Here is a 25,800-nt window from a genome sequence, read left to right as displayed (position 1 = left end):
TCTTAATAAGATCTTTTTTATAATAGAAAGGGTTAGTACATGAATATATTATTTATTGGTGATGTTGTTGGTTCACTAGGAAGGGATATGGTACAAGAGTACCTACCTAAATTAAAGGAAAAGTATCGACCGCATGTGACGATTATTAATGGAGAAAATGCTGCGGGGGGGAAAGGGATTACAGAGAAGATCTATCGTGGATTTTTAGAAGCAGGTGCACAAGCAGTCACCCTAGGAAATCATACATGGGATAATCGTGAAGTATTTGAATTTATCGATAAGGCGAAATATTTAGTGCGTCCTGCTAATTTTCCAGAAGGGAATCCTGGAAAGGGAATGACCTTTATTAAACTAAATCAGTATGAGATTGCGGTAATTAATCTTCAAGGACGGACCTTCTTACCAGCAAATGATTGCCCATTTAGAAAAGCTGACGAATTAATCGCAGAGGCGAAAGAGCGAACTCCATTTATATTTGTTGATTTTCATGCTGAAGCGACGAGTGAAAAGCAAGCAATGGGTTGGTATTTAGATGGGCGTGTTTCAGCAGTGGTTGGGACACATACTCATGTTCAAACAGCTGATAATCGAATATTACCTGCAGGTACCTCCTTCATTACAGATGTAGGAATGACAGGACCATATGATGGAATATTGGGGGTAGAGAAAGACCTTGTTTTAAAAAGATTTTTAACCAATCTTCCAGTCCGTTTCGAGGTGCCAAAGAGTGGGAACACACAACTTAGTGCTGTAAATATTGAATTAGATGATAAAACGGGATTAGCAAAAAGAATAGAGCGAATTCTCATCAATCAAGATCATCCATTTTATTCTTAATTTACATAGAGCAAAAAAGCTTACCATTTGGTAGGCTTTTTTTGCCTTATGAACAATCATTACATAGGTTTATACTCTTCCATATTATAAAGGAGTTTTTTAAAAATTTTGACCAAGCCGGAATATGTGGAAAAAATAATGAATATAGTAGCAATGGAAGATATATACCTGACATGCCTAAATGGGCATCGGGATGGGAAAACAAGGAGGAGCTAGGAATGGAAATATTAAAAGTTTCAGCAAAATCTAATCCTAATTCTGTAGCAGGTGCGCTTGCAGGAGTTCTGCGGGAAAGAGGTGCTGCAGAAATCCAAGCCATTGGTGCAGGTGCATTAAATCAAGCCGTAAAGGCAGTAGCAATTGCAAGAGGATTTGTGGCACCTAGCGGAGTAGATCTGATTTGCATTCCCGCCTTTACAGATATACAGATCGATGGCGAAGAAAGAACGGCAATAAAACTCATTGTCGAACCACGCTAATAAAATTGTTAACCTGTTTGCAGTTTGCAATCAGGTTTTTTTCTTGAAATATCTATTTTTCCCAATAAATAGGTATAACTTATTTAGCATTATTTATATAATGAAAAAATATTCATATTTTCGTCAATATTTTGTCAAAAAGGGTTGCTTTTTTTAAAACATAGGTCTAGAATTGAAAGCGTTTAGTACCCCTCGAGGCATAATTATACAATTAATTCAACTAGGAAATAGTGACTAAATTGTAAACATTTATAAAGGGATACTATTCGAAAATATAAAAATATTACATAATTTTTTAGGTGTCTAAAGGGGTGTAAGTCATGATCAATCAACTTTCTTGGAAAGTTGGAGGACAACAAGGGGAAGGAATTGAAAGTACTGGGGAGGTTTTCTCCATTGCTCTGAATCGTCTAGGCTACTACTTGTATGGGTATCGTCACTTTTCTTCACGAATTAAAGGCGGTCATACAAACAACAAGATTCGCGTAAGTACTAAGCAAGTACGTTCCATTTCTGATGATTTGGATATTCTTGTGGCTTTTGATCAAGAGACAGTAGATTTAAACTACAAAGAACTTCATGATAACGGAATCATCATTGCTGATGCAAAGTTCGATCCAAAGAAACCAGAAGATACAAAAGCAAGTATGTATGCGGTTCCATTTTCGGAAATTGCAACTGAACTAGGAACATCATTAATGAAAAACATGGTAGCCATTGGAGCAACAAGTGCTATTTTAGATCTAGATATCTCTGTTTTCGAAGAAGTTATTCAGGAGATTTATGGAAAGAAAGGTCAACAGGTTGTTGACAAGAATATGAAGGCTGTTGAATCTGGATACAACTTTATGAAAGAAAAATTAGGTGCAACAAATCCACCAATGCATTTGGATAAGGCAGATGGGCAAAAGCGCTTATTTATGATTGGTAACGATGCGATTGCTTTAGGAGCTTTAGCCGGTGGATGCCGTTTCATGGCTGCATACCCAATTACACCAGCATCTGAGATAATGGAATATTTAATTAAGAAGCTACCAGCATTGGGTGGAGCTGTTATCCAAACCGAGGACGAAATTGCTGCTGTTACAATGGCAATAGGTGCAAACTACGGTGGTGTTCGAGCGTTAACAGCATCGGCTGGACCAGGCCTTTCACTAAAAATGGAAGCAATCGGTTTATCAGGGATTACAGAAACTCCACTAGTTATAGTTGATACACAACGCGGAGGTCCATCAACAGGTCTTCCTACAAAGCAAGAACAGTCAGATTTAATGGCAATGATCTATGGTACACATGGAGAGATTCCAAAAATCGTTTTAGCTCCAAGTACTGTTGAAGAAGCTTTTTATGATACGGCACAAGCATTCAATTTAGCTGAAGAATACCAATGCCCGGTTATTGTCTTATCTGATTTACAGCTTTCATTAGGAAAACAAACCGTCGAACCTCTCGATTATAATAAAATAGAAATCCGACGTGGTAAGCTCGTCAAAGACGAATTACCTGAGATTGAAAATAAAGGCTACTTTAAGCGCTATGAGGTTACGGAGGATGGTGTTTCACCACGTGTTGTTCCAGGAATGAAAAATGGAATCCATCACGTAACAGGGGTTGAACACGATGAAACAGGAAAGCCTTCTGAATCAGCTGCAAACCGTAACGCACAAATGAATAAGCGCTTCCGTAAAATAGAAAATATTAACTTTAATACACCAGTTTATGTCAATGCGCCACATGAAGAAGCAGATTTATTATTAGTTGGTTTTAACTCAACACGAGGTGCCATTGAAGAAGCAATGACACGTCTTGAAAAAGATGGAATTAAAGCAAATCATGCGCATGTTCGTTTAATTCATCCATTCCCAACTGATGAACTTTTACCTCTTATTAATAGAGCGAAAAAGGTCGCAGTAATTGAAAATAATGCTACAGGGCAGTTAGCGAATATCATGAAGATGAACGTCGGAAATGCCGAAAAAATTCATAAGCTACTAAAATATGACGGCAATCCGTTCTTGCCACATGAAATTCATACAAAAAGCAAGGAGTTGTTTTAAATGGCAACATTTAAAGATTTTAGAAATTCAGTAAAACCTAACTGGTGCCCTGGGTGTGGTGATTTCTCTGTACAAGCAGCCATTCAACGTGCAGCTGCCAATGTTGGATTAGAACCTGAAACTTTGGCTGTTATTTCTGGAATCGGATGTTCTGGCCGCATTTCCGGATACATTAATTCCTATGGTTTCCATGGAATTCACGGTCGTTCACTCCCTATTGCACAAGGTGTAAAAATGGCCAACCGTGATTTAACCGTTATTGCTTCAGGCGGTGACGGCGATGGATTTGCAATTGGTATGGGCCATACAATCCATGCAATTCGTCGTAATATCGATATTACTTATATTGTTATGGATAACCAAATTTATGGATTGACAAAAGGCCAAACGTCACCAAGATCACAAGCAGGATTCAAGACCAAGTCAACACCTGCCGGTTCAATTGAACAGCCAATTCATCCAATGGAAATGGCATTAACTGCTGGTGCAACCTTTGTAGCTCAAAGCTTTTCTACCGATTTAAAAGATCTTACCGCTTTAATTGAAGCCGGTATTAAACATAAAGGTTTTTCATTAATCAATGTGTTTAGCCCTTGTGTAACTTACAATAAAGTGAACACTTATGATTGGTTTAAAGAGAACTTAACAAAGCTATCTGATGTCGAAGGCTATGATCCTTCAGACCGTAAACAAGCGATGCAAACATTGATGCAGCATAATGGCTTAGTGACAGGTTTAATTTATCAAAATACAGAACGACAATCTTACCAAGAATTAATCAGTGGATATTCAGAAGAACCACTGAAAAATCTAGATCTTCAATTAGATGAAGCTCATTTTAATTCTTTGGTTTCAGAATTCATGTAATATTATCGATTTTAAAAGATAAAGAGGCAGTTCCACATTGCATTGTACATTGCTTGTGGAGCTGCCTTTCTTTTTTGATCAAATCTAGTAATATATCCGGGTGAGTTTTGTCACTCCAATAAATCTCCATATTCTTTATGATAAAAATGGGAATTAAATGTTTCGTTGAATCCACTTCCATTCTATTGTTTAATAGCCTAGAAACCCTTATACTATAATAATGTGCATATATCTTAGGTAGTATGCAATTGGATTGTAAAAAAGAATCTTCTCTAACCATATTCTTACCAAATAAAAGTAAAAATGAGGGATTCTTTGCATTTTGATAATAGACTTTTATCAAAGAGAAAGGAGATTTAATCTTAATGAATGAAAAACAACGATTAGAAAATCAACAAGTGAAAACGGCTAATTCTTCGGACAAAAAATCCGATAAGGATTATAGTCAATATTTTCAAAAGGTATATACTCCACCATCCTTGAAGGATGCGAAGAAACGTGGTAAAGAAGAAGTTCAGTACCATGATAATTTCTCCATCCCAGAAGAGTTTAGAGGAATGGGAAATGGTCGAAAGTTTTATATTCGCACATACGGATGTCAAATGAATGAACATGATACAGAGGTCATGGCAGGAATTTTCTTAGCGTTAGGGTATGAACCTACAGATTCAGTGGAGGATGCCAATGTTATTTTACTTAACACATGCGCGGTTCGTGAAAATGCGGAAAATAAAGTATTCGGTGAATTAGGTCATTTAAAGCATTTGAAAATGGAGAAGCCAGACTTACTTCTTGGTGTATGTGGATGTATGTCTCAAGAGGAATCTGTTGTTAATAAAATTCTTAAAACCTACCATCATGTGGATATGATTTTCGGAACTCATAATATTCACAGACTTCCAAATATTTTACATGAAGCATATATGTCAAAGGAAATGGTCGTTGAGGTATGGTCAAAAGAGGGAGATGTCATTGAAAATCTTCCTAAGGTACGCCAGGGCAATATTAAAGCTTGGGTGAATATCATGTATGGCTGTGACAAATTCTGTACGTATTGTATCGTACCTTATACACGCGGAAAAGAACGTAGCCGTAGACCAGAAGATATTATCCAAGAGGTTCGTCATCTAGCAGCTCAAGGATACCAAGAGATTACTCTACTTGGGCAAAACGTAAATGCTTATGGTAAAGACTTCGAGGACATGAAATACGGCTTAGGTGATTTAATGGATGAAATCCGTAAGATTGATATTCCAAGAATTCGTTTTACAACTAGTCATCCAAGAGACTTTGATGATCATTTAATTGAAGTATTAGCTAAGGGTGGAAACCTAGTTGAACATATCCACTTACCAGTACAATCAGGTTCAAATGAAGTCTTAAAAATCATGGCAAGAAAATATACAAGAGAACAATACTTAGAGCTTGTTAGAAAAATTAAAGAGGCTATTCCGAACGTCTCCTTATCGACGGATATAATTGTGGGATACCCAAATGAAACAGATGAGCAATTTGAAGAAACATTATCCTTGTACCGTGAAGTTGGATTTGAAATTGCTTATACTTTCATTTACTCTCCACGTGAAGGCACACCTGCTGCCAAAATGGTTGATAATGTTCCAATGGAAGTGAAAAAAGAACGTCTCCAAAGGCTCAACGCATTAGTAAATGAACTATCTGCTGAAGCAATGAAGAAGTTTGAAGGCCAAATTGTTGAAGTACTAGTTGAAGGGGAAAGCAAAAATAACCCAGATATACTGGCAGGCTACACTAGAAAAAATAAACTCGTTAATTTTGCAGGTCCAAAATCGGCAATTGGTAAAGTTGTCAAGGTGAAAATAAATCAAGCAAAAACATGGTCATTAAATGGAGAAATGGTGGAAGAATTTAAAGCGGCTGAGGTGAAATAAAATGGCGAAATTTACAAAGGATGACATTGTTGTAAAAGCTAGAGAAATTGCAAAGATGATTGCTGAAACAGAAGAAGTAGATTTTTTCAAAAAAGCAGAAGCTAAAATTCACGAAAACAAAAAGGTAACTGATTTAATTTCACAAATCAAGGGGTTACAAAAACAAGCGGTCAATCTTCAACACTATGGTAAAGAGGAAGCGTTGAAGAAGACAGAAGAAAGAATGGAAGCATTGGAACAGGAATTAGATGAAATTCCTGTAGTTAGGGAATTCAAGCAATCCCAAATAGATGTAAATGATCTTTTACAAATGGTTGCCAATACCATTTCAAATAAGGTGACAGATGAAATCCTAATTTCCACTGGCGGAAATCTATTAAGTGGAGAAACCGGAGCAGAGATTCGTAACAAAGAATGCTCACACCATCATTAATACAAAAAAAGGCTAACTTCTAGTTAGCCTTTTTTTACTTCAAAATATAGTTCCCACATCTCACCTCCCACATCTCACCTCCCACATCTCACATCTATAAATCACACATCTATGGGTAAACGCATAAAATGCACTATACTTCAAACTAATCCCGCATGAAAAAATATAATCACACTAGTCTAATATCCCGCATAGGATGAATTGAAAATGAATGAGGAGGTTCGCTCGTAATGGGAGAATACAGAGAGATTATTACAAAAGCCGTCGTAGCAAAAGGACGCAAGTTTACTCAGTCCAGCCATACCATTTGCCCAGATCGCCAACCGTCAAGTATTCTTGGCTGCTGGATTATCAACCATACGTACGAGGCAAAGAAACGTGGTAAGACCGTCGAAATTTGTGGCTATTATGATATTAACGTTTGGTACTCCTATAACGATAATACAAAAACAGAGGTTGTTACGGAGCGTGTTGAGTATTTAGACGTTATTCGATTAAAATATCGTGACCCAGATTGCCTTGATGATCAAGAAGTCATTGCACGTGTACTTCAACAGCCAAATTGCTGTGAAGCAGTCATTTCTCCAAACGGTAACAAAATCATTATTCATGTCGAAAGAGAATTTCTTGTTGAAGTCATTGGTGAAACCAAGGTCTGTGTAAAAATTTATCCTGGTGAATGCGAATGCGATGACGAAGACTGGGGATTTGAAGGCGTCAATGATGAAGAGTTTGAGGAATTAAACCCAGATTTCTTATTAGGAACTGAAGAAGAGTAAATCATAGCTAGGAAGGTAACGCTTCCTAGTTTTTTCTTTATTTTTTCATGATCCTGTTCAAGGATCTAAAAAATTCACGTTAGCTCAAAGAGTAGGAAATTATGTTATAATAAATAGCTGAAGAAATGATTTGAGAAAGTTTATTTTGGAGGATATTATGGCAACTTATACGCCGATGATACAACAATATTTACAGGTAAAGGCTGATTATCAAGACGCCTTTTTATTTTTCCGTTTAGGAGATTTTTATGAGATGTTCTTCGAAGATGCTGTTAATGCATCTAGAGAGCTTGAGATAACATTAACTAGTAGAGAAGGCGGGCTACCAGAAAGAATCCCAATGTGTGGAGTCCCCTATCATTCTGCTTCAACCTATATCGAACAATTAATAGAAAAAGGCTATAAAGTGGCGATTTGCGAGCAAACAGAAGATCCGAAGCAAGCAAAGGGTGTTGTTAGAAGAGAAGTAGTTCAGCTAATAACACCTGGAACGATGATGGAGGGTCGAGGGTTAAATGAGAAAGAAAATAATTATATTGCATCGATCTCTTCCTTCCAAGACCACTCCTATGGTTTTGCCTATAATGATCTTTCGACAGGTGAGAGTCGGGTAACAATTATTTTTGATCATTTTGATGATGTGTTAAATGAGTTATCTGTATGTGGAGCAAAGGAAGTAGTCATTAGTAGTAAGTTTGATGAAAGATTGCAGCAATTAATGAAGGAAAGATCTATTATCACTATATCCTTTGAAGATAACGAAGAAATGAATGAGAAATACAAACCATTACTAACTGATATAAATCATGAGAAGCTGGTACAAACGATTTCAAGATTATTTAATTATTTACACCGAACTCAAAAGAGAAGTCTTGATCACCTTCAACCGGTTGTTCATTATGAAATCGACCATTTCATGAAGATAGATTATTACTCAAAAAGAAATCTAGAGTTAACAGAAACCATCCGATCTAAGGGGAAGAAGGGTTCGTTAATTTGGCTGTTAGATGAAACAAAGACTGCCATGGGGGCAAGACTTCTAAAACAATGGATTGATCGACCTTTGATTAGTAGGAAAGAAATTGAAAGACGTCTTTCCATCGTCGAATCTTTAATCAACCATTATTTTGAACGTCAAGACCTTCGCGAAAAGCTAAGAGAAGTGTATGATATTGAGCGTCTTGCTGGAAGAGTGGCATTTGGGAATGTAAATGCAAGGGAATTAATCCAGCTGAAACGATCATTACAACAAATACCTCTCTTGAAGGGTATTTTGGAGCAATTTCATGATGAAGTAGTCACCTCTATTTCGAACCGTCTCGATCCTTGTGAAGAGATTTCAGACATGCTTGAAAGGGCATTAGTGGACAGTCCACCGATATCTGTGAAAGAAGGGAATATGATTCGGGACGGCTACCATGAAGATTTGGACAAGTATCGTGATGCTAGTAGAAATGGAAAAACGTGGATTGCTCAATTAGAAAGGCAAGAGAGGGAAAAAACAGGAATTAAATCGTTGAAGATTGGCTATAACCGAATCTTTGGCTATTACATTGAAGTTACCAAGGCCAATATTGGTTTATTACAGGAAGGCCGATATGAACGGAAGCAAACTTTGGCCAATGCAGAAAGGTATATTACACCCGAATTAAAGGAGAAAGAAGAATTAATATTACAAGCAGAAGAAAAAAGTATTGAGCTTGAGTATGAGCTGTTTTCTTCCATTCGGGAGCATGTTAAGGAATTTATTCCGAGATTACAAGGATTAGCAAAAACAGTCAGTGAATTGGACGTGCTTCAATGCTTTGCCACAATTGCAGAGGAACGGCAATATATAAAGCCAGTCTTTTCCGATGAAAGAACACTAGCGATTCAAGACGGTCGTCATCCAGTTGTCGAAAAGGTCATGAATGCAAGGAGCTATATCCCTAATGATTGTCATATGAATCAGGATAGAGAGGTTCTCTTAATTACTGGTCCAAACATGTCAGGGAAAAGCACCTATATGCGTCAAATTGCTTTAATCGCTATCCTTGCACAAATTGGCTCTTATGTACCCGCATCACAAGCGACCCTGCCTATTTTTGACCAAGTTTTTACTAGAATCGGTGCAGCGGATGACCTGATCTCTGGTCAAAGTACATTTATGGTAGAAATGCTTGAAGCGAAAAATGCTATTACCAACGCAACCAGTAATAGTTTAATACTTTTTGACGAAATTGGCCGGGGAACGTCAACCTATGACGGGATGGCTCTTGCTCAAGCCATTATTGAATATATTCATAACCATATCGGGGCAAAGACCTTATTTTCAACTCACTACCATGAATTAACCTCTTTGGAAGAGGAATTAATGAAATTGAAAAACGTCCATGTCAGTGCCATTGAACAAAATGGAAAGGTCGTATTCCTTCATAAAATAAAAGAAGGTGCAGCAGATAAAAGCTACGGAATACATGTGGCCGAATTAGCCGAATTACCTAAGGAACTCATTTTACGGGCTAAAGCGATTTTACAAACACTTGAGGAACAAGCACCAACAACCAATCATCAGCAAGAAAAAGCTGAGATTAATCATGTCGAAGAAGAAATAAAGCAAGTAAATGATGCTCAATTATCCTTTTTCGAGGAAATCGTTGATGAAAAGAAGCCGCAAATCTCTTCAAAGGAAAAGAGAATCCTTGATTCCATAAGAGAAGTAGATATTTTAGATTTGACACCTATGAAGGCGATGAATTTATTATATGAGCTTCATAAGAAATTAAAATAGGCGTATAGAAGGGAGGCGAATTCAATGGGAAAAATCATACAGTTGGATGATGCCTTATCAAATAAAATTGCCGCTGGTGAAGTGGTTGAAAGACCAGCCTCTGTTGTAAAAGAGTTAATAGAGAATTCGATAGATGCTGGAAGTACCGTCATTGAAATAGATGTAGAGGAAGCAGGACTAGCCCGAATTCAAATTATCGATAACGGAGATGGGATTGAAGAGGAAGATGTCCTACTCGCATTCTCTCGCCATGCCACCAGTAAAATAAAAGATGAAAATGATTTGTTCCGTATTCGCACTCTTGGATTCAGAGGTGAGGCGCTTCCAAGTATCGCTTCTGTTGCCCGATTAGAGATGTCCACATCAACTGGTGATGCTGGGACCAAGATTATTATTGAAGGTGGAAAAGTTATCGCCTTTGAAAAGGCACCAAGTAGAAAAGGAACAGATATCATCATATCGGATTTGTTCTTTAACACACCTGCACGACTTAAATATATGAAAACGATTCATACAGAATTAGGAAACATAACAGATGTGGTTAATCGCCTCGCATTATCCCATCCAGAGGTTTCCATTCGCTTGATGCATAATGGACGGAAATTGCTTTATACAAATGGAAATGGGGATGTAAGACAAGTACTAGCGGCAATTTACGGCTTAAGTATCGTTAAAAAAATGGTCCCAATCCATACTTCCTCTTTGGATTTTCGAATTTCGGGCTGGCTAGCTCTTCCTGAGATAACAAGGGCATCAAGAAACTATATAACAACGATGATTAACGGACGGTTCATTAAAAACTATCCGTTGGTCAAGGCTATTCAGGAAGGTTATCATACATTGCTGCCAATTGGACGGTTTCCAATCGTTTTGTTAAACCTTGAAATGGATCCGATTTTAGTGGATGTAAATGTTCATCCATCGAAAATGGAGGTTCGATTAAGCAAAGAGCAGGAACTAAATAAGCTAGTGACTGACTCAATTAAGGGTGTCTTTAAAAAACAAGAATTGATTCCATCAGGTTTTTCTAATGAAAAAAAAGAACGGCCGAAATCAGAACAAACAAGTTTGAATTTGGATCATATTCCTGTAATAAAGGAGGAGCCTCCTTTCAAGGATTTAATTCCAAGTGGGCAAGGATTAGCGAGTGAAGAAGTCACGAATGGGATCGTTCCAGATATAGGTTCTATGAGTGAAAAGTTTCAAACAGGCATAGATAATTCATTTGAGGCTCCTCATTTCGATTCGTTTTCTATTCCAGTTTCAGAAGAAGCATTTGAGGAATTAGATGACCATGAAGTATCAAACCTAGTTCGAGATATGGAGGAAAAAGAGTCTACAAGGGTGCCCCCACTATATCCAATTGGACAGATGCATGGGACCTACATTTTTGCTCAAAATGAGAAGGGGCTATATATTATTGATCAGCATGCTGCTCAGGAACGGATAAAATATGAGTTTTTTAAGGAGAAGGTTGGAGAGACCATTCAAGAACTTCAAGAGCTCCTCGTACCGTTGACGTTTGAATATTCAACTGATGAAACATTAAAGATTAATGAAAGTAAGGAAGAACTTGAAAAGGTTGGGGTCTTTATCGAACCGTTTGGTTTGAATAGTTTTATTGTAAGGTCACATCCAACTTGGTTCCCAAAGGGTGAAGAAAAAGAAGTAATTGAAGAGATGATTGAACAGCTTCTTTCAATGAAGGCAGTGGATGTCAAAAGGTTGAGAGAGGAAGCGGCTATCATGATGAGCTGTAAAGGATCTATTAAGGCCAATAGACATTTAAGAAATGATGAAATCCAAGCATTATTGGATGAACTAAGACAAACATCAGATCCTTTCACATGTCCACATGGCAGACCAATCATTATTCATTACTCTACCTATGACATGGAAAAAATGTTTAAACGAGTGATGTAAAAAGATAGGGAAAGGTGTCCGGCACCTTTCCCTATTTTTTTATAAAAAAAAATCCGGCACCTACAACCGGATCGAAAAATATGTTAAAAAAGGGGGCTGTGAAAAAGCTCCTCACTAGCTTCTTTCATATAATAACGGACAAAAATGAAAAAACTATGAAAAAATGATTAATAAATTTATAAGATATTAATAAATTTCATGTTTTTTCGGAGAAATTTGCAATAATTGTAAGCATATCTACCGACTTTCCATTATATTAGAATTAAGAAAAGTGAATGGAGGTGTTCACTTGGTCACATTTAGCATACTTATTGCCATAATACCGATTGTATTGATCTTTTTTATCATTGCCTACGCGATTAAAAGTAAGAATAAAGGAGATGAGGGTGTGTTCCGAAATTTATATACTTATCTAGTATTGTTTGCAACATTGATGATGGTTATTGGTGGGGGAATATCTATTTTTATGGCGGCAGCGGATTTAGTCAGTCCAACCTCTTATTATCAGAGCTATTCTGATTACCGACAAATGAGGCTATATGATAAATCAGCTACCGAACCAGCAAACATTTCAGAGGAAAAATTGCGGACAGAATACGAGCAGTTACAAAAAGATGAGAAGCAAAGGCAGCAACAGAACGCAAAGAATCAAATTATTAAAAGCTTAGGCTTCATCGTTATTCCATTGCCAATTTTTATATACTTTAATCGTAAAAGAAAACCGGAAGTTGATTAGTCAAAAAAATTTAAGGTATAAATATTTTTAGGAGCTGGTGCATTTACCAGCTCCTTTATTAATCGTAGGGATCTATTTATTTAGCCTCTTTTTGCAAGGTATTTAAATATTGTACAGCCTTCCCAGTACCAATGGCCACTGATTCCAACGGGCTTGGTGCTAGATGGACAGGAACAAAGATTTCTTGACTAATCCATTCCTGAAGTCCATTTAGCAAGGAGCCTCCTCCTGTTAAAATCACGCCACGGTCTACAATATCTCCACTTAGCTCAGCGGGGCTATCCTCTAAAGTAAGTCGGAGTGTTTCTAAAATTTGCGCTAGGGTATCCTTGATCGCGTGATGAATTTCAGTTGAAGTGAGCTCGATTGTTTTAGGTAATCCAGTCAAAAGATCTCTTCCTCGAACATTCATAGAAATCGGGTCATGGTCTTCTAGCGCATAACCTATCTCCATTTTGATTTTCTCTGCCGTATGCTCACCAATTAAGACATTATAGGCCTTTCGAACATAGTTTGATATATCCTCATCAAAACGCTCACCCCCAAAGCGGAGAGTATGACATGCAACCACTCCCCCAAAGGAAATGATGGCAACCTCCGTGGAGCCGCCTCCGATATCGACAATGACATTAGCAATAGGTTCATCAACAGGAAGCCCAGCTCCGATAGCTGCAGCAACGGATTCTTCAATTAAATGGACCTTCTTGGCACCAGCATTTCTTACGGCATCCTGAATTGCCTTTCTTTCAACACTTGTACAAACAGATGGTGTACATACAACCACGTTTGGCTTTCTGATTGAAAAGCCTAATTTTTTTGATGCGTTTTTTAATAGGAATCTCAGCATATTGGTTGTCAATTCATAATCGGCAATAACCCCGTTTTTAAGTGGACGGATTGCCTTAATCTTTTCAGGTGTTTTTCCAATCATCTCCTTCGCCTCACGACCGACTGCAAGGATTTTATTTGTGTCCGTCTCAATAGCGACAACAGAAGGCTCGTTCACAGCAACACCTTTATTTTTACTATATAACAATATATTTGCTGTTCCTAAGTCAATTCCAATATCAGATGTAGAAAACATATTTGTCTCACCCATTCCTTTCAATGTACAATTATAATTTTCATAAAGGGGTGAGCTTCTTTTGGGGGTAAAAGAGACGTTGTAATGAACTCGTAAGAAATGTAATATGTTTAAATGTTTCCATTAAAGAAATTTAATTTCCTTGATTAGAAAAATGGAAAGTGGGAATAATGCATAGATGTTCAACTGCTTTTAGTGAAATATGTTGCGGTTTATCCGAAAATGGTAATATGATTTATATGGATATAAAGTATAAGAAAGCAGTGTGAAGAGCTTTGAAGTCAAAGGAAAAATTATTGGTTATCATCGGTCCTACAGCCGTAGGAAAAACAAAGCTAAGTATTGAACTTGCAAAGAAATTTAATGGAGAAATCATTAGTGGCGATTCCATGCAAATTTATAAAGGTATGGATATTGGTACGGCAAAGATTAAAAAAGAAGAAATGGAAGGAATTACTCACCATTTAATTGATATTAAACAACCTGAAGAACCTTTTTCTGTTGCTGAATTTCAAGAAATGGTCCGAGAGAAAATTTCAGACATAACGATTAGAGGAAAACTGCCCATGATTGTTGGTGGCACGGGTTTGTATATTCAATCGGTAATCAATGATTATCATTTTTCTGATGCCCCATCCGACATACAATTTCGTGAAACACTTGAAAAAAGGGCAAGGGAAGAAGGTAATGAACGTCTTTATCAGGAACTAATGGAAGTAGACCCAAATAGTGCAGAAAAGATTCACCCTAACAATACCCGCCGAGTGATTCGAGCCTTAGAAATATTCCATTGTACAGGGAAAACGATGAAGGAATATCAAAAACAGCAAAGTCCAGATTTATTATATGATGTGGCTTTAATTGGCTTAACTATGGAACGAGAACAATTGTATGAGAGAATCAATCAACGAGTCGATCAGATGATAACAGAAGGGTTGATCGATGAAGTTAAACAACTTTATGATCAAGGACTAAGGGAGTGTCAATCGATTCAGGCAATCGGTTATAAGGAGCTATATGAATATTTTGATCAGCGAATAAGTCTAGAGAATGCAATTGATCATTTAAAACAAAATTCTAGACGTTATGCAAAAAGGCAAATGACTTGGTTTCGTAATAAAATGGATGTAAAATGGTTTAAAATGGATAATATCACTGATTCCTTTATGCTAGGAAAAAAAATCGAGGAAATTTCAGACTATATTGAAGGAAAGCTAGGAAATAAATAGAATACATAGTTATAGAGATAAAAGAGGAGGATTAAGTATGAAGCAACCCATTAATATCCAAGACCAATATTTAAATCAACTACGCAAGGACGGAACAAATGTTACGGTTTTCTTATTAAATGGATTTCAATTAAGAGGTCAAATAAAGGGCTTTGATAATTTTACTGTTCTTTTTGAATCCGAAGGAAAACAACAGCTAGTATATAAACACGCCATATCTACCTTCGCACCACAACGAAATGTTCAAATTGATTTAGAAGGTCAACAATCTTAAATATTAGTTATATAAAAAATAATGAAGAGGTCTTTTTCCAAAAGAAGAGGCCTCTTTTTTATGGTGTGAATGATCATATTTAGACAAAGAGTAAATAAAACCAAAACCTTTAATGAAATGTAAAGAACTTGAATAAATATAGTATATAGTTTGCATGCTTTGGACGAAAAGCAAAGGCAAGCGAACGGGTATATGATTTGTACCAATTCATCCTTATGATTAAGCCTTATTATCACCCCATATAGGCGAATGTCACAACTTTGAGGATTGTTGCGTATAATGTTCTTGATAAGTGAGGTGAACACTTTGGACCAACCGATACGAATGAAGAATAATGGTCAAATAAGCGTGGTTCTAAATTCGAAAAAGAAAAAGTCACTAAACCGTGTGCTACAAGATCCTGAAGTTGTTCCAAAGGTTCTTCCACCAGAGCACGCTGTATTACGAGAGATTGAAGACGAATTAAGTGCTCTCGTTGGTATGGAAGAAATGAAAAAAATGATTAAAGAAATATATGCATGGATTTATGTGAATAAAAAACGTGATGAAGCAGGTTTAAAAGTCGGGAAACAAGCCCTCCATATGATGTTTAAGGGAAATCCTGGTACGGGAAAAACAACCGTCGCAAGATTGATTGGGAAGCTATTTCAAAGAATGAACGTGCTTTCGAAAGGACATCTTATTGAAGCGGAAAGAGCTGACCTAGTGGGAGAATATATCGGTCATACAGCCCAGAAAACTCGGGACCTTATAAAAAAAGCAATTGGTGGAATTCTTTTTATAGATGAAGCCTATTCATTAGGCCGAGGGGGGGAAAAGGATTTTGGTAAAGAAGCCATTGATACGATGGTTAAACATATGGAGGACAAACAACATGAGTTTATTTTGATCCTAGCAGGTTATTCTAAAGAAATGAATCAATTTCTTACCTTAAATCCAGGATTACATTCTAGGTTTCCGCTGGTTATTGACTTCCCAGATTATACAGTGGATCAACTAATGGAGATATCAGATCGAATGTTGAAGGAAAAAGAATACACATTAAGTCATGAAGCAGAGAAAAAGTTAAGAGAACATCTCATATGGAAAAAATCGATTATGAGTTCGATAAATTTTTCTAATGGTCGGTATGTTAGAAATGTAATTGAAAAATCTATTCGAGCTCAAGCGATGAGACTTTTACTTCAAAATCATTATGATCGCCATGAATTAATGACTTTAAGGAGCAATGATCTCATTTTTGAAGAGGATTAATAGATGAGGGGCAAAAGACAAATACGGTCTTGCCCCTTTTTTGTTTTAGAAATCCTTTTAAAGACATTAGAAATATTATCTTTATTGGGAGGAATATTAAAGGAAGGAAATAATCGATGGAGGGAAACGGATGGGATCTAAATCAGAAAATGAGGGCTTTCTTCAGCTCGTAAAAAAGGGAAATAAATCTTCTGCGATTGCCATGGGGGGAAATGCATTCATTGCTGCCATTAAATGGGTGGCTGCTTCAATGAGTGGAAGTGGGGCAATGTTTGCATCTGCTACCCACTCATTAGCAGATGCTGTTAATCAAGGCTTCGTCTTTATTGGAAGTGTATTGTCTGAAAAGAGACCAACTAAGCAATTTCCCACAGGATTTGGAAGAATGATTAATATATTTTGCATGATAGCGGTAATAGTAGTAACCATCATGGCGTATGAAACCATTAAAGAAGGACTTCATTTAATGAAGCATCCAGTAACGCTAGGAAAGGGAATTTGGCTTAATGTTTTGGTTTTGATTGCTAATCTGGCAATCGATGGTGGGATTTTGGTTAAAGCGATGAAGGAAATTAATATAGAAGCTAGAGGGGAGGCAAAGGGTTTAGAAATCCTTTTTGGAGCCTTCAAAAATGTAGGTCGGGCGGCACCACCAACAAGATTAGTGTTTTACGAGGATTTAGTTGCTGTTACGGGTGCATTACTTGCACTTATTGCTGTGGTTGTAACATCCTTTACTAATTTTGCTATTTTAGATGGTATAAGTACATTATTAATTGGAATATTAATGATCGGTGTTGCATTTAAGGTAGGATATGATAATATGGTCGGCTTAATTGGTGTAGCAGCACCAAAAGAAATAGAGGAGAAAGTCGTCAATATTATTATGGGTGATAAAGACGTAACGGATATTAATAAACTCCGGATTATTCAAGAAGGTCGCTATTATCATGTAGAAGCATTAGTTGAGCTCAGAGAAGGTTTATCCTTGGCAGATGCAGATGACATAAAGTTCAAGGTACAGGATTTATTAATGGAAAATGGAGATATTACAGATGTTACATTAAGTATTATTGAGGATAATGGTGTTCAGGATTGGAAACAATCGCAAATGGAGGAATTAATATAATAAAAGGTGTCAGGCACCATTTGGTAGTGGTGCCGAACCTCTTATCGAATTCCTTTTTTATGATTCTGATATTTCCTTTTTGGCTTTCTTTTTCTTCATTCTTCCTATCATGACAACCCCTAAGACGACGATAATAATAAATCCCCATTTTAATACAGGATTATCTTCAAAAATTCCTTTTAGGAAATTTTCATCTGTGATCATTTTTGCAGCTGTATAAGCAAGAACAGCAGCTCCTAGAGTAATAATAATGGGAAATCGCTCAACCCATTTTATGATTAAGGTACTCCCCCATACAACAATAGGAATTGATATTAATAAACCACATAGTACCAGAATAAAGCTTCCATGTGCTGCTCCTGCGACTGCCAGAACATTATCAAGACCCATTAAAGCATCAGCGATGATGATTGTTTTTATAGCTGCCCAAAAGTTCTCCCCAGCTTCAACATCGTGACCTTTTTCTTCTATTAACAATTTATAAGCAATCCAAATCAAAAGAACTCCACCTATAAGGAGAAGACCTGGTATTTTTAGTAGCCAAACAACGATGAAGGTTGCCAATGCACGAATCCCAATGGCACCTACAGTCCCCCAAATTATGACCTTCTTTTGAAGACTTTTTGGTAAGTTTCGGGCAGCGAGACCGATAACAATGGCATTATCACCTGCAAGCACTAAATCAATCACAACTATGGAAAGAAGCGCAGACCAAAACTCGGTTGTAAAAAAATCCATATTTTTTTCCTCCGTTCAAATCAAATCCTTCTTAGTAATAGAATTTAAAGGGAGTCGATTCTATTTTATTCTTGCAATTGAAGCAGTAAAACTTCTCTGACAAGAAAGTTTATTAAAAATTTGGATAATCTATTGTAAACAATAGAAATAATAAGGAATAACTACTTTTAGTGTTCTCTAGCTTCTAGAATTTCATTAAGTTTGATTATTCCATTTAAACCAGCACAGAAAGAAAAAGGAAGATGGTATGATGATTAGAGTTTCTTACTTGATTTTGGTATGATGAAGATTAAGTAGAAGATAGAAAGAAGATGATTTCTTGGAGCAAAAACAGGTACAGGAAAAGGTAATTCTTGTAGGCTGTGAAACAGTTGAAGAAGAATCAAGATTTTCCTATTCGATGGAGGAACTTGCCTCTCTAACTGAAACAGCTAAAGGAGAAGTTGTAGCTTCTTTAACACAAAAAAGAGAGCGAATCCATCCCTCTACATATATAGGAAAGGGCAAGGTTGCTGAATTAAAAGCATTAGCATTGGAACTTCAGGCCGATTTAATTGTTTTTAATGATGAATTAACACCTAGTCAGGTACGGAATATTTCCAGTGAAATTGAAGCAAGAATTATTGATAGAACACAATTAATACTAGATATTTTTGCTCAAAGGGCTCGCTCTAAGGAAGGGAAGCTTCAGGTAGAACTAGCGCAGCTACAATACTTACTACCAAGACTTGGAGGTCAAGGAATACAGCTTTCAAGACTGGGTGCTGGAATAGGAACGAGGGGACCAGGTGAAACGAAGCTTGAGTCTGATCGTCGCCATATCCGCCGGAGAATTGATGATATTAAGTCACAGCTCTCTGTCATTGTTCAGCATCGTGATCGTTATCGCGAAAGAAGGAAAAAGAATAAAACCTTTCAAATTGCTCTTGTTGGATATACAAATGCAGGAAAGTCCACCCTTTTTAATCGATTAACCGAAGCGGATGCTTTTGAAGAAAATCAATTGTTTGCAACTCTCGATCCTTTAACCAGAAAATTGATACTACCAAGCGGGTTTACCACCCTACTGACTGACACAGTCGGTTTCATACAAGATCTACCTACGACATTAATCGCAGCTTTTCGTTCAACTTTAGAGGAAGTAAAAGAAGCAGATCTATTATTGCATGTGGTCGATATGTCAAATCCGGACTATTTTCAACATGAAAAAACAGTCAATGGTTTATTAGAGGATATGGATGTTATTCAAATTCCTCAATTAACCGTTTATAATAAAAGGGATTTGCAGCATCCCGATTTCGTTCCAACCGCTAAAACAGAGACAATGTTAATCAGCGCATATAACGAAGAAGACTGTAATCTTTTAAAGCAAAAAATTGAGAGTGTCATCATTAGTCAGATGGTTGCTTATGATGTAGATATCCCTGCTACTGAAGGAAAATTACTCTCCCAATTAAAAAATGAAACCATCCTTAGAAGGCTAATATTTGATGAAGAGAAGCAGCTATATGTATGCAATGGTTTCTATCTGCGAGGTCATCAAATATCAGGAAAGCTACAACAATATATAAAATAGATAGGAGAGCAACATGTTTAAGCATTTACAAAATGGGGAGAAGCTAGAACCAATCGTTCAAGCGGTTGAAAAACAAGTGTTATCCATTCATAAGAAAATAGATGAAAGAATGGAATCGAATCAATTTCGTGTATTAAAAAGCTTTCAGGATCATAAGGTGAGTGATTCACATTTTATTCCTTCAACAGGATATGGTTATGATGATATTGGCCGAGATACATTAGAAAAAATTTATGCTGATGTTTTTGGAGGTGAAGCCGGTTTAGTTCGCCCTCAAATCATTTCTGGAACCCACGCTATTTCCATTGCGCTTTTTGGAGTTCTTAGACCAGGGGATGAGCTCCTTTACATAACTGGAAAACCCTATGATACATTAGAAGAAATTGTTGGGATAAGAGGGAATGGAGTGGGATCACTAAAGGATTTTCAAATTGAGTACAATAGTGTTCCTCTTCAGGAAGATGGTACGGTAGACTTCCAAGCGGTAAAAGAAGCCATCCACTCGAATACGAAAATGATTGGAATACAACGTTCAAAAGGATACGCAACAAGGCCATCCTTTACCATCTCTGAGATTGAGGAAATGATTCGTTTTGTTAAGGAAATTAAATCGGATGTCGTTGTTTTTGTTGATAATTGTTATGGCGAATTTGTAGAGGAAAGGGAGCCATGTCACGTTGGTGCTGATCTAATAGCTGGGTCATTAATAAAAAATCCAGGAGGCGGTTTAGCCAAAACTGGGGGATATATAGTAGGAAAACAAGAATGGGTCGAAGCATGTTCCTATCGAATGACCTCTCCAGGAATTGGTGCTGAAGCAGGTGCTTCCCTTTATAGCTTGCAGGAAATGTATCAAGGTTTCTTTTTGGCCCCACACGTAGTTGGGCAAGCATTAAAAGGGGCTGTATTTACTGCCGCGATGCTTGAGAAACTTGGAATGAATTCGAATCCAAAATGGGATGCAGAGAGAACAGATTTAATTCAATCCGTTCAATTTGATGATCGTGATAAGATGGTTGCTTTTTGCCAAGCCATTCAGTTTGCCTCTCCTGTTAATTCCTACGTAACGCCATATCCTAGTTATATGCCTGGCTATGAGGATGATGTCATCATGGCAGCGGGTACATTTATTCAAGGGGCTAGTATTGAATTAACAGCTGACGGACCAACGAGACCTCCGTATGTTGCCTACGTACAAGGGGGACTTACCTATTCTCATGTCAAGATAGCAATCTGCATTGCTTTAGATCGATTACTTGAAAATGGACTGATTAAGCTTAATGAATAGAGAGAGGGGAGCAGCTGTGAGGTTGTTCCTTTTCTCCGTTTTAGCTGATTAATGGAGAAAATTTTTTTAGTTCAGAAATTTATTAAAAATACTATGTTATATTTTCTTACATTAAATTGACAACTTTTATTACATTGACATATAATGATATCAAGATTTATAGGAAATGGGGAATAGTCAGATGAGTGGAAGCGAAATTCGCCGTTCTATGCCTCTTTTTTCAATTGGAATTGTCATGAAGCTAACTGATCTATCTGCTAGACAAATTCGTTATTATGAAGAACATGAATTGATATCACCTGCAAGAACTGAAGGAAATAAACGCTTATTCTCTTTAAATGATATTGACAAATTACTAGAGATTAAAGATTTAATTGACCAAGGTGTGAATATGGCTGGGATTAAGCAAATCTTCCAAGTCAAGGAAGAACAGCACCTAGTCTCTGAGCAAGTTCAGCAAAAAGAAAAAGTAAAACGCGAATTGAGTAATGATGAATTAAGAAAACTCCTACGTGCTGAATTAGTGCAGGCAGGTCGATTTAATCGAGCATCATTACGACAAGGAGATATGTCACGCTTTTTCCATTAAGTTAAATAAATATTTTTTTTGAAACAAAAAGGAGGAACAAGGATGAGCAAGTACACAAAAGATGATATTAAAAAAATGGCAGCGGACGAAAATGTTAAATTTATTCGTTTACAATTCACAGACATTTTAGGAACAATCAAAAACGTGGAGATTCCAATTAGCCAGCTTGAAAAAGCATTGGATAATAAAATGATGTTTGATGGTTCATCGATTGAAGGATTTGTACGTATCGAAGAATCCGATATGTATTTATTTCCTGATTTAGATACTTGGGTTATTTTCCCTTGGACTGCTGAAAAAGGAAAGGTTGCCCGTCTAATTTGTGATATCTACAACTCAGATGGAACTCCATTTGCAGGAGATCCTCGAAATAATTTGAGAAGAGTTCTAAAGGAAATGGATGAATTAGGATTCACTGATTTCAACTTAGGACCTGAACCGGAATTCTTCTTATTCAAGCTAGATGAAAAAGGGGAACCTACATTAGAGTTAAACGATAATGGTGGTTATTTTGACCTAGCACCAACCGATTTAGGAGAAAACTGCCGTCGTGATATCGTTCTTGAACTAGAAGAAATGGGCTTTGAAATTGAAGCTTCTCACCATGAAGTAGCTCCCGGTCAACACGAAATAGATTTCAAATATGCGGATGCCTTAACAGCATGTGACCAAATTCAAACTTTTAAACTAGTAGTTAAAACTATTGCACGTAAACATGGCCTTCATGCAACCTTCATGCCGAAGCCATTATTTGGTGTAAATGGTTCTGGAATGCACTGTAACTTATCGTTATTTACCAGCGAAAAGAATGTTTTCTTTGATCCAAAAGGGGACCTAGAGCTTAGCGATACAGCTTATCATTTTATCGCAGGAGTATTAAAACACGCACCTGGTTTTACAGCCGTAACCAACCCAACTGTAAACTCCTATAAGCGTTTAGTCCCAGGATATGAGGCACCTTGTTATGTTGCTTGGTCTGCTAGAAACCGTTCACCATTAATTCGTATTCCAGCTTCTCGTGGATTGAGTACTCGTGTTGAGGTACGAAGTGTTGACCCATCTGCTAACCCATATCTAGCAATGGCCGTATTATTAAAAGCAGGATTAGATGGAGTGAAAAATAAATTAACTCCTCCGACCTCAGTGGACCGCAATATTTATATCATGAGCAAAGAAGAAAGAGAAGAAGCGGGAATCCATGATTTACCTGCCACTTTAGCCGTAGCATTAGATACATTATCAAATGACCATGTGATAGTTGATGGACTAGGGGAACATATTTTTGAACACTTTATCGAAGCAAAAGAGATTGAGTGGGATATGTTCCGTACACAAGTCCATCCATGGGAACGCGAGCAATATATGAAAATGTATTAATAAAAGCAGCCTTAACACTTTTTCATTCGTGTTAAGGCTTTCTTTATGCAACCATTCTTTGTTCTTCATCAAATGTACGTAATTCACTATTTGAAGAATGATCATTATGTGGTTCATCTCCTCCTTTAAAGTAGCATTATAAAAAAATGAGCGAACCATTTGTATCGTAATCCGAAGTATTTAAATCTCAAGAATCCTACTGTAAGCTAGTTTCTTGGATTCAGTAGGCTTGTAAACAGAAAAAATGCCTCCCTGAAGAAGGCATTTTTTTGATTAGCATTTCTTATTTTAATTCCCTATCAATATAAGATGCGTTCACCCAACCATTTTTTCCTGATGAAAGCTTCACTTGATACCAGGTTTTTGAGCTGTTCATCACGATATTTCCATCTTTATCTAATACTAGTTGAACATATTCATTTAAATTGAAAATACCAATCGGACTATTTACTGTGGACGCATCCGGTCGTACATTTAACCCAGAAACATTTACTCTGCCGAGATTCTTTACTGAAAGATAACTACTGTAACGGTCAAATTTGACCCCAGAAATCCAATATTCCTTACCTTGATATTGAACCCTAATCCAATAATCATTCGTTTTTTCTAGAAGGCTAAATTCAGCCCCTTTTTTTAATTTTGCAGTAGTGGTAGAATCCCCTTTTTTGTTCCTCAATTCAAGATCGGTTTTTGCGATTGCCTGTATGTTCTTTGGAAATACCTCACTTAATGCAGGAATAGGGGGGCTTGAGAATGTTCTTGTGTCTGGTGTAGCTCCTTTATAATCCGCCTTGTTATAAGGTAAGATATTTTGCATATGGGCGGCAATCTTTGCTCCCCAGCTCGGGTCTGATGCATAATAGAAGTTCATGCCCTCGCTATTTGCATCTATTCGAGTATTAGTCATCGTCTTCGTACTATATCCTAAATAGGCTCCATGATACTTCCAATTCTTCTCATTTAAGTAGGTTGCCTTCATTTCTTGTGCAATGTATTCGATATTTTCATCAACCGTTTTAAATCGGTAGGCTGAAATGAATTCTGTTGCATCATATGCCCCAAAACCAAAAAGATTGAATTTGCCAAGTGATATATTAGATGTCCCATAAGCGCTTTCATGGATAGCATGAGCTGCTAAATAAAGGGCATTTACTCCATATTTTTCTCCCGTCTGTATGAACAGTTGACCTTTCTTAGATAGAACGCTTGGTTTGCCGGTTAATTTCACATAGGATTGAATGTAATTATCAATTTGTGTAGCTGTAACCTTTGATTTTGTGCGTAAATCAATAAACTGATATCCATCACGATGACTGATTGGATCACCAGTCTTGACTTCTTGGAGATGATTCCCTAACAAATATCCAATTTTTCCTTCAAAACTGACCTTGTACCATCCGTTTGAGGTCTGATGTGTAGGTACGACCAATTTTCCTTTTGGAATAATCGCGAAGCTCTCACTAGTGTCCGATGCCATTTTTCTAAGATTTAACTGTTCCAATAGTAAAAGAGTTTTTCCTGAAATGGCTTCTTCTGTATATGGAATTTCTGGTTGGTTCGGAACTTCTTCTTGGGTTAATTCTTCAAAATCCCCTTTGAAAATATAGCCAGTTTTCTTTTCGATTGTGACTTTATACCAGTCTCCGATTGAATAGGAAGATGAAATCATTTGATCCTTTTGTATACTCGCAATCGACTTATATGCCTTCCCATATTTTTCATAAAGGGTTGTTTTGTTTTTTGCCTTGAAATTTGTACTTGAAAAAGTGGTAGGAGTTACTTTTTTAACTGAGTTGCTATTGATATAAACTGTTTTCCCACTAAAGGAAACGCGGTACCAGGTCTGACCTATGGCGTTTATAATTTTCTGCGTTGAATAAAGACCATTATTATTTGTGAGATTATAGTAAGGTTTTTTCTTCGTATCTGGAGTAGGGTAAAGCCCTGTCGATTTATTTGTAAAATAATAGGAACCATTAATCTTCATGTATTGATAGTATTCTTTTAAATAGGTTTTATTGACCCAACCACTTTTTGTTATCTTTTTTCCCTTCGAGTCAAAGGTGTACATGACCTTATACCAAGTACCATATTTTTCGGTGGCATACACGACTTTGCTTTTAGGAATAGTTAAAAGTAAGGGGTATTTTGTACCGGCTTTTGTTCGTAAATTTAGATTTGCAGTTGTCTGAAATGCTGTTTTAGTCATTTTTGTTGTACTTGCAGCTTCAGCTTTATTCAAATCATGTGCACTAAGCGATCCAGCTGAGAAAAGAATCATCAACATGGCTGTTAGAATAAACGTTTTCATTCTCGTTTTCATATCATTTTTCCTTTGCCCTTTCGTATGCTTCATGAGTTATGTGAAATCTACATGTAATCTATTATTTTATTATAATTTGAATAGAGTAAAAGATAAATATAATAGAAGGAATATAATACAAAAAACTGGATGGTACTTTTGACAAGTC

Annotated in this window: 21 protein-coding genes; 18 read left to right on the top strand and 3 right to left on the bottom strand. The window is 36.8% G+C overall.

All coding sequences use genetic code 11. The features are described from left to right. Positions 1-39 precede the first annotated feature (39 nt). The 10 genes from BQ6100_RS06300 (at position 40) to BQ6100_RS06255 (ending at position 12,791) form a co-directional block, all read left to right on the top strand. Positions 40-837, top strand: a complete 798-nt coding sequence (locus tag BQ6100_RS06300; RefSeq protein ID WP_075980854.1) for a TIGR00282 family metallophosphoesterase — start codon at positions 40-42, stop codon at positions 835-837. Positions 838-1,055: 218 nt separating this feature from the next. Beyond that, entirely contained in the window at positions 1,056-1,316 is a 261-nt protein-coding gene (spoVS, locus tag BQ6100_RS06295) for a stage V sporulation protein SpoVS (RefSeq protein WP_003181955.1), read from the top strand. A gap of 320 nt (positions 1,317-1,636) precedes the next feature. After that, positions 1,637-3,373, top strand: coding sequence for a 2-oxoacid:acceptor oxidoreductase subunit alpha (locus BQ6100_RS06290; protein WP_075980853.1), 1,737 nt, complete (start codon positions 1,637-1,639; stop codon positions 3,371-3,373). Continuing rightward, a complete protein-coding gene (locus tag BQ6100_RS06285) occupies positions 3,374-4,240 on the top strand; it encodes a 2-oxoacid:ferredoxin oxidoreductase subunit beta (RefSeq protein ID WP_075980852.1) in 867 nt (288 codons plus the stop codon). 365 nt (positions 4,241-4,605) lie between these two features. Further along, entirely contained in the window at positions 4,606-6,150 is a 1,545-nt protein-coding gene (miaB, locus tag BQ6100_RS06280) for a tRNA (N6-isopentenyl adenosine(37)-C2)-methylthiotransferase MiaB (protein ID WP_075980851.1), read from the top strand. A 1-nt stretch (position 6,151) separates the two neighbouring features. Further along, the gene (locus BQ6100_RS06275; RefSeq protein ID WP_075980850.1) at positions 6,152-6,583 is read left to right on the top strand and encodes a RicAFT regulatory complex protein RicA family protein; all 432 of its coding nucleotides are present in this window, start codon (positions 6,152-6,154) and stop codon (positions 6,581-6,583) included. Positions 6,584-6,813: 230 nt separating this feature from the next. Then, positions 6,814-7,362, top strand: a complete 549-nt coding sequence (locus BQ6100_RS06270) for an outer spore coat protein CotE (RefSeq protein ID WP_075980849.1) — start codon at positions 6,814-6,816, stop codon at positions 7,360-7,362. A 157-nt stretch (positions 7,363-7,519) separates the two neighbouring features. Then, a complete protein-coding gene (gene mutS / locus BQ6100_RS06265; RefSeq protein WP_173719814.1) occupies positions 7,520-10,132 on the top strand; it encodes a DNA mismatch repair protein MutS in 2,613 nt (870 codons plus the stop codon). A gap of 24 nt (positions 10,133-10,156) precedes the next feature. Further along, positions 10,157-12,055 (top strand): DNA mismatch repair endonuclease MutL, encoded by a 1,899-nt coding sequence (gene mutL / locus BQ6100_RS06260; protein ID WP_075980848.1) that lies wholly within the window; start codon positions 10,157-10,159, stop codon positions 12,053-12,055. 289 nt (positions 12,056-12,344) lie between these two features. Then, entirely contained in the window at positions 12,345-12,791 is a 447-nt protein-coding gene (locus BQ6100_RS06255) for a hypothetical protein (RefSeq protein ID WP_075980847.1), read from the top strand. A gap of 76 nt (positions 12,792-12,867) precedes the next feature. Here BQ6100_RS06255 and mreBH read toward each other — a convergent pair whose 3' ends face one another. Then, positions 12,868-13,875 (bottom strand): rod-share determining protein MreBH, encoded by a 1,008-nt coding sequence (gene mreBH, locus BQ6100_RS06250; protein WP_075980846.1) that lies wholly within the window; start codon positions 13,873-13,875, stop codon positions 12,868-12,870. A 275-nt stretch (positions 13,876-14,150) separates the two neighbouring features. Here mreBH and miaA point away from each other — a divergent pair, with 275 nt between their 5' ends. From miaA to BQ6100_RS06230, 4 genes are all read left to right on the top strand, one after another. Continuing rightward, a complete protein-coding gene (gene miaA, locus BQ6100_RS06245; RefSeq protein WP_075980845.1) occupies positions 14,151-15,104 on the top strand; it encodes a tRNA (adenosine(37)-N6)-dimethylallyltransferase MiaA in 954 nt (317 codons plus the stop codon). 37 nt (positions 15,105-15,141) lie between these two features. Further along, positions 15,142-15,378 carry an RNA chaperone Hfq gene (gene hfq / locus BQ6100_RS06240; protein ID WP_075980844.1) on the top strand — a complete coding sequence of 79 codons (237 nt, stop codon included), beginning with the start codon at positions 15,142-15,144 and terminating at the stop codon, positions 15,376-15,378. Positions 15,379-15,684: 306 nt separating this feature from the next. Next, positions 15,685-16,632, top strand: coding sequence for a stage V sporulation protein K (gene spoVK, locus BQ6100_RS06235; RefSeq protein WP_075980843.1), 948 nt, complete (start codon positions 15,685-15,687; stop codon positions 16,630-16,632). Between the two features lie 130 nt (positions 16,633-16,762). Further along, on the top strand, positions 16,763-17,761 hold the full coding sequence (locus tag BQ6100_RS06230) for a cation diffusion facilitator family transporter (protein ID WP_075980842.1): 999 nt from the start codon (positions 16,763-16,765) through the stop codon (positions 17,759-17,761). A gap of 57 nt (positions 17,762-17,818) precedes the next feature. Here BQ6100_RS06230 and BQ6100_RS06225 read toward each other — a convergent pair whose 3' ends face one another. Next, positions 17,819-18,499, bottom strand: coding sequence for a TerC family protein (locus tag BQ6100_RS06225; RefSeq protein ID WP_075980841.1), 681 nt, complete (start codon positions 18,497-18,499; stop codon positions 17,819-17,821). 319 nt (positions 18,500-18,818) lie between these two features. Here BQ6100_RS06225 and hflX point away from each other — a divergent pair, with 319 nt between their 5' ends. The 4 genes from hflX (at position 18,819) to glnA (ending at position 23,329) form a co-directional block, all read left to right on the top strand. Further along, on the top strand, positions 18,819-20,075 hold the full coding sequence (gene hflX / locus BQ6100_RS06220) for a GTPase HflX (protein ID WP_075980840.1): 1,257 nt from the start codon (positions 18,819-18,821) through the stop codon (positions 20,073-20,075). A gap of 13 nt (positions 20,076-20,088) precedes the next feature. Then, complete coding sequence (locus tag BQ6100_RS06215; RefSeq protein ID WP_075980839.1) at positions 20,089-21,363, top strand: methionine gamma-lyase family protein; 1,275 nt, start codon at positions 20,089-20,091, stop codon at positions 21,361-21,363. Positions 21,364-21,544: 181 nt separating this feature from the next. Beyond that, entirely contained in the window at positions 21,545-21,952 is a 408-nt protein-coding gene (locus BQ6100_RS06210) for a MerR family transcriptional regulator (RefSeq protein ID WP_075980838.1), read from the top strand. 42 nt (positions 21,953-21,994) lie between these two features. Next, on the top strand, positions 21,995-23,329 hold the full coding sequence (gene glnA, locus BQ6100_RS06205; protein ID WP_075980837.1) for a type I glutamate--ammonia ligase: 1,335 nt from the start codon (positions 21,995-21,997) through the stop codon (positions 23,327-23,329). Between the two features lie 283 nt (positions 23,330-23,612). Here glnA and BQ6100_RS06200 read toward each other — a convergent pair whose 3' ends face one another. Continuing rightward, positions 23,613-25,652: an SH3 domain-containing protein gene (locus BQ6100_RS06200; protein WP_075980836.1), complete on the bottom strand. Its 2,040-nt coding sequence runs from the start codon at positions 25,650-25,652 to the stop codon at positions 23,613-23,615. Positions 25,653-25,800 lie beyond the last annotated feature (148 nt).

It is taken from the genome of Bacillus massilinigeriensis (genome assembly GCF_900117315.1).
GTDB lineage: Bacteria > Bacillota > Bacilli > Bacillales > Cytobacillaceae > Bacillus_BE > Bacillus_BE massilionigeriensis.
This window is presented reverse-complemented; position numbering and strand designations above follow the sequence as displayed.

Bases quoted from the DNA above. Each gene is read 5' to 3' on its own strand.
- BQ6100_RS06300 (WP_075980854.1), top strand. From the start codon at position 40: ATGAATATATTATTTATTGGTGATGTTGTTGGTTCACTAGGAAGGGAT.
- spoVS (WP_003181955.1), top strand. From the start codon at position 1,056: ATGGAAATATTAAAAGTTTCAGCAAAATCTAATCCTAATTCTGTAGCA.
- BQ6100_RS06290 (WP_075980853.1), top strand. From the start codon at position 1,637: ATGATCAATCAACTTTCTTGGAAAGTTGGAGGACAACAAGGGGAAGGA.
- BQ6100_RS06285 (WP_075980852.1), top strand. From the start codon at position 3,374: ATGGCAACATTTAAAGATTTTAGAAATTCAGTAAAACCTAACTGGTGC.
- miaB (WP_075980851.1), top strand. From the start codon at position 4,606: ATGAATGAAAAACAACGATTAGAAAATCAACAAGTGAAAACGGCTAAT.
- BQ6100_RS06275 (WP_075980850.1), top strand. From the start codon at position 6,152: ATGGCGAAATTTACAAAGGATGACATTGTTGTAAAAGCTAGAGAAATT.
- BQ6100_RS06270 (WP_075980849.1), top strand. From the start codon at position 6,814: ATGGGAGAATACAGAGAGATTATTACAAAAGCCGTCGTAGCAAAAGGA.
- mutS (WP_173719814.1), top strand. From the start codon at position 7,520: ATGGCAACTTATACGCCGATGATACAACAATATTTACAGGTAAAGGCT.
- mutL (WP_075980848.1), top strand. From the start codon at position 10,157: ATGGGAAAAATCATACAGTTGGATGATGCCTTATCAAATAAAATTGCC.
- mreBH (WP_075980846.1), bottom strand. From the start codon at position 13,875: ATGTTTTCTACATCTGATATTGGAATTGACTTAGGAACAGCAAATATA.
- hfq (WP_075980844.1), top strand. From the start codon at position 15,142: ATGAAGCAACCCATTAATATCCAAGACCAATATTTAAATCAACTACGC.
- BQ6100_RS06230 (WP_075980842.1), top strand. From the start codon at position 16,763: ATGGGATCTAAATCAGAAAATGAGGGCTTTCTTCAGCTCGTAAAAAAG.
- BQ6100_RS06225 (WP_075980841.1), bottom strand. From the start codon at position 18,499: ATGGATTTTTTTACAACCGAGTTTTGGTCTGCGCTTCTTTCCATAGTT.
- BQ6100_RS06215 (WP_075980839.1), top strand. From the start codon at position 20,089: ATGTTTAAGCATTTACAAAATGGGGAGAAGCTAGAACCAATCGTTCAA.
- BQ6100_RS06210 (WP_075980838.1), top strand. From the start codon at position 21,545: ATGAGTGGAAGCGAAATTCGCCGTTCTATGCCTCTTTTTTCAATTGGA.
- glnA (WP_075980837.1), top strand. From the start codon at position 21,995: ATGAGCAAGTACACAAAAGATGATATTAAAAAAATGGCAGCGGACGAA.
- BQ6100_RS06200 (WP_075980836.1), bottom strand. From the start codon at position 25,652: ATGAAAACGAGAATGAAAACGTTTATTCTAACAGCCATGTTGATGATT.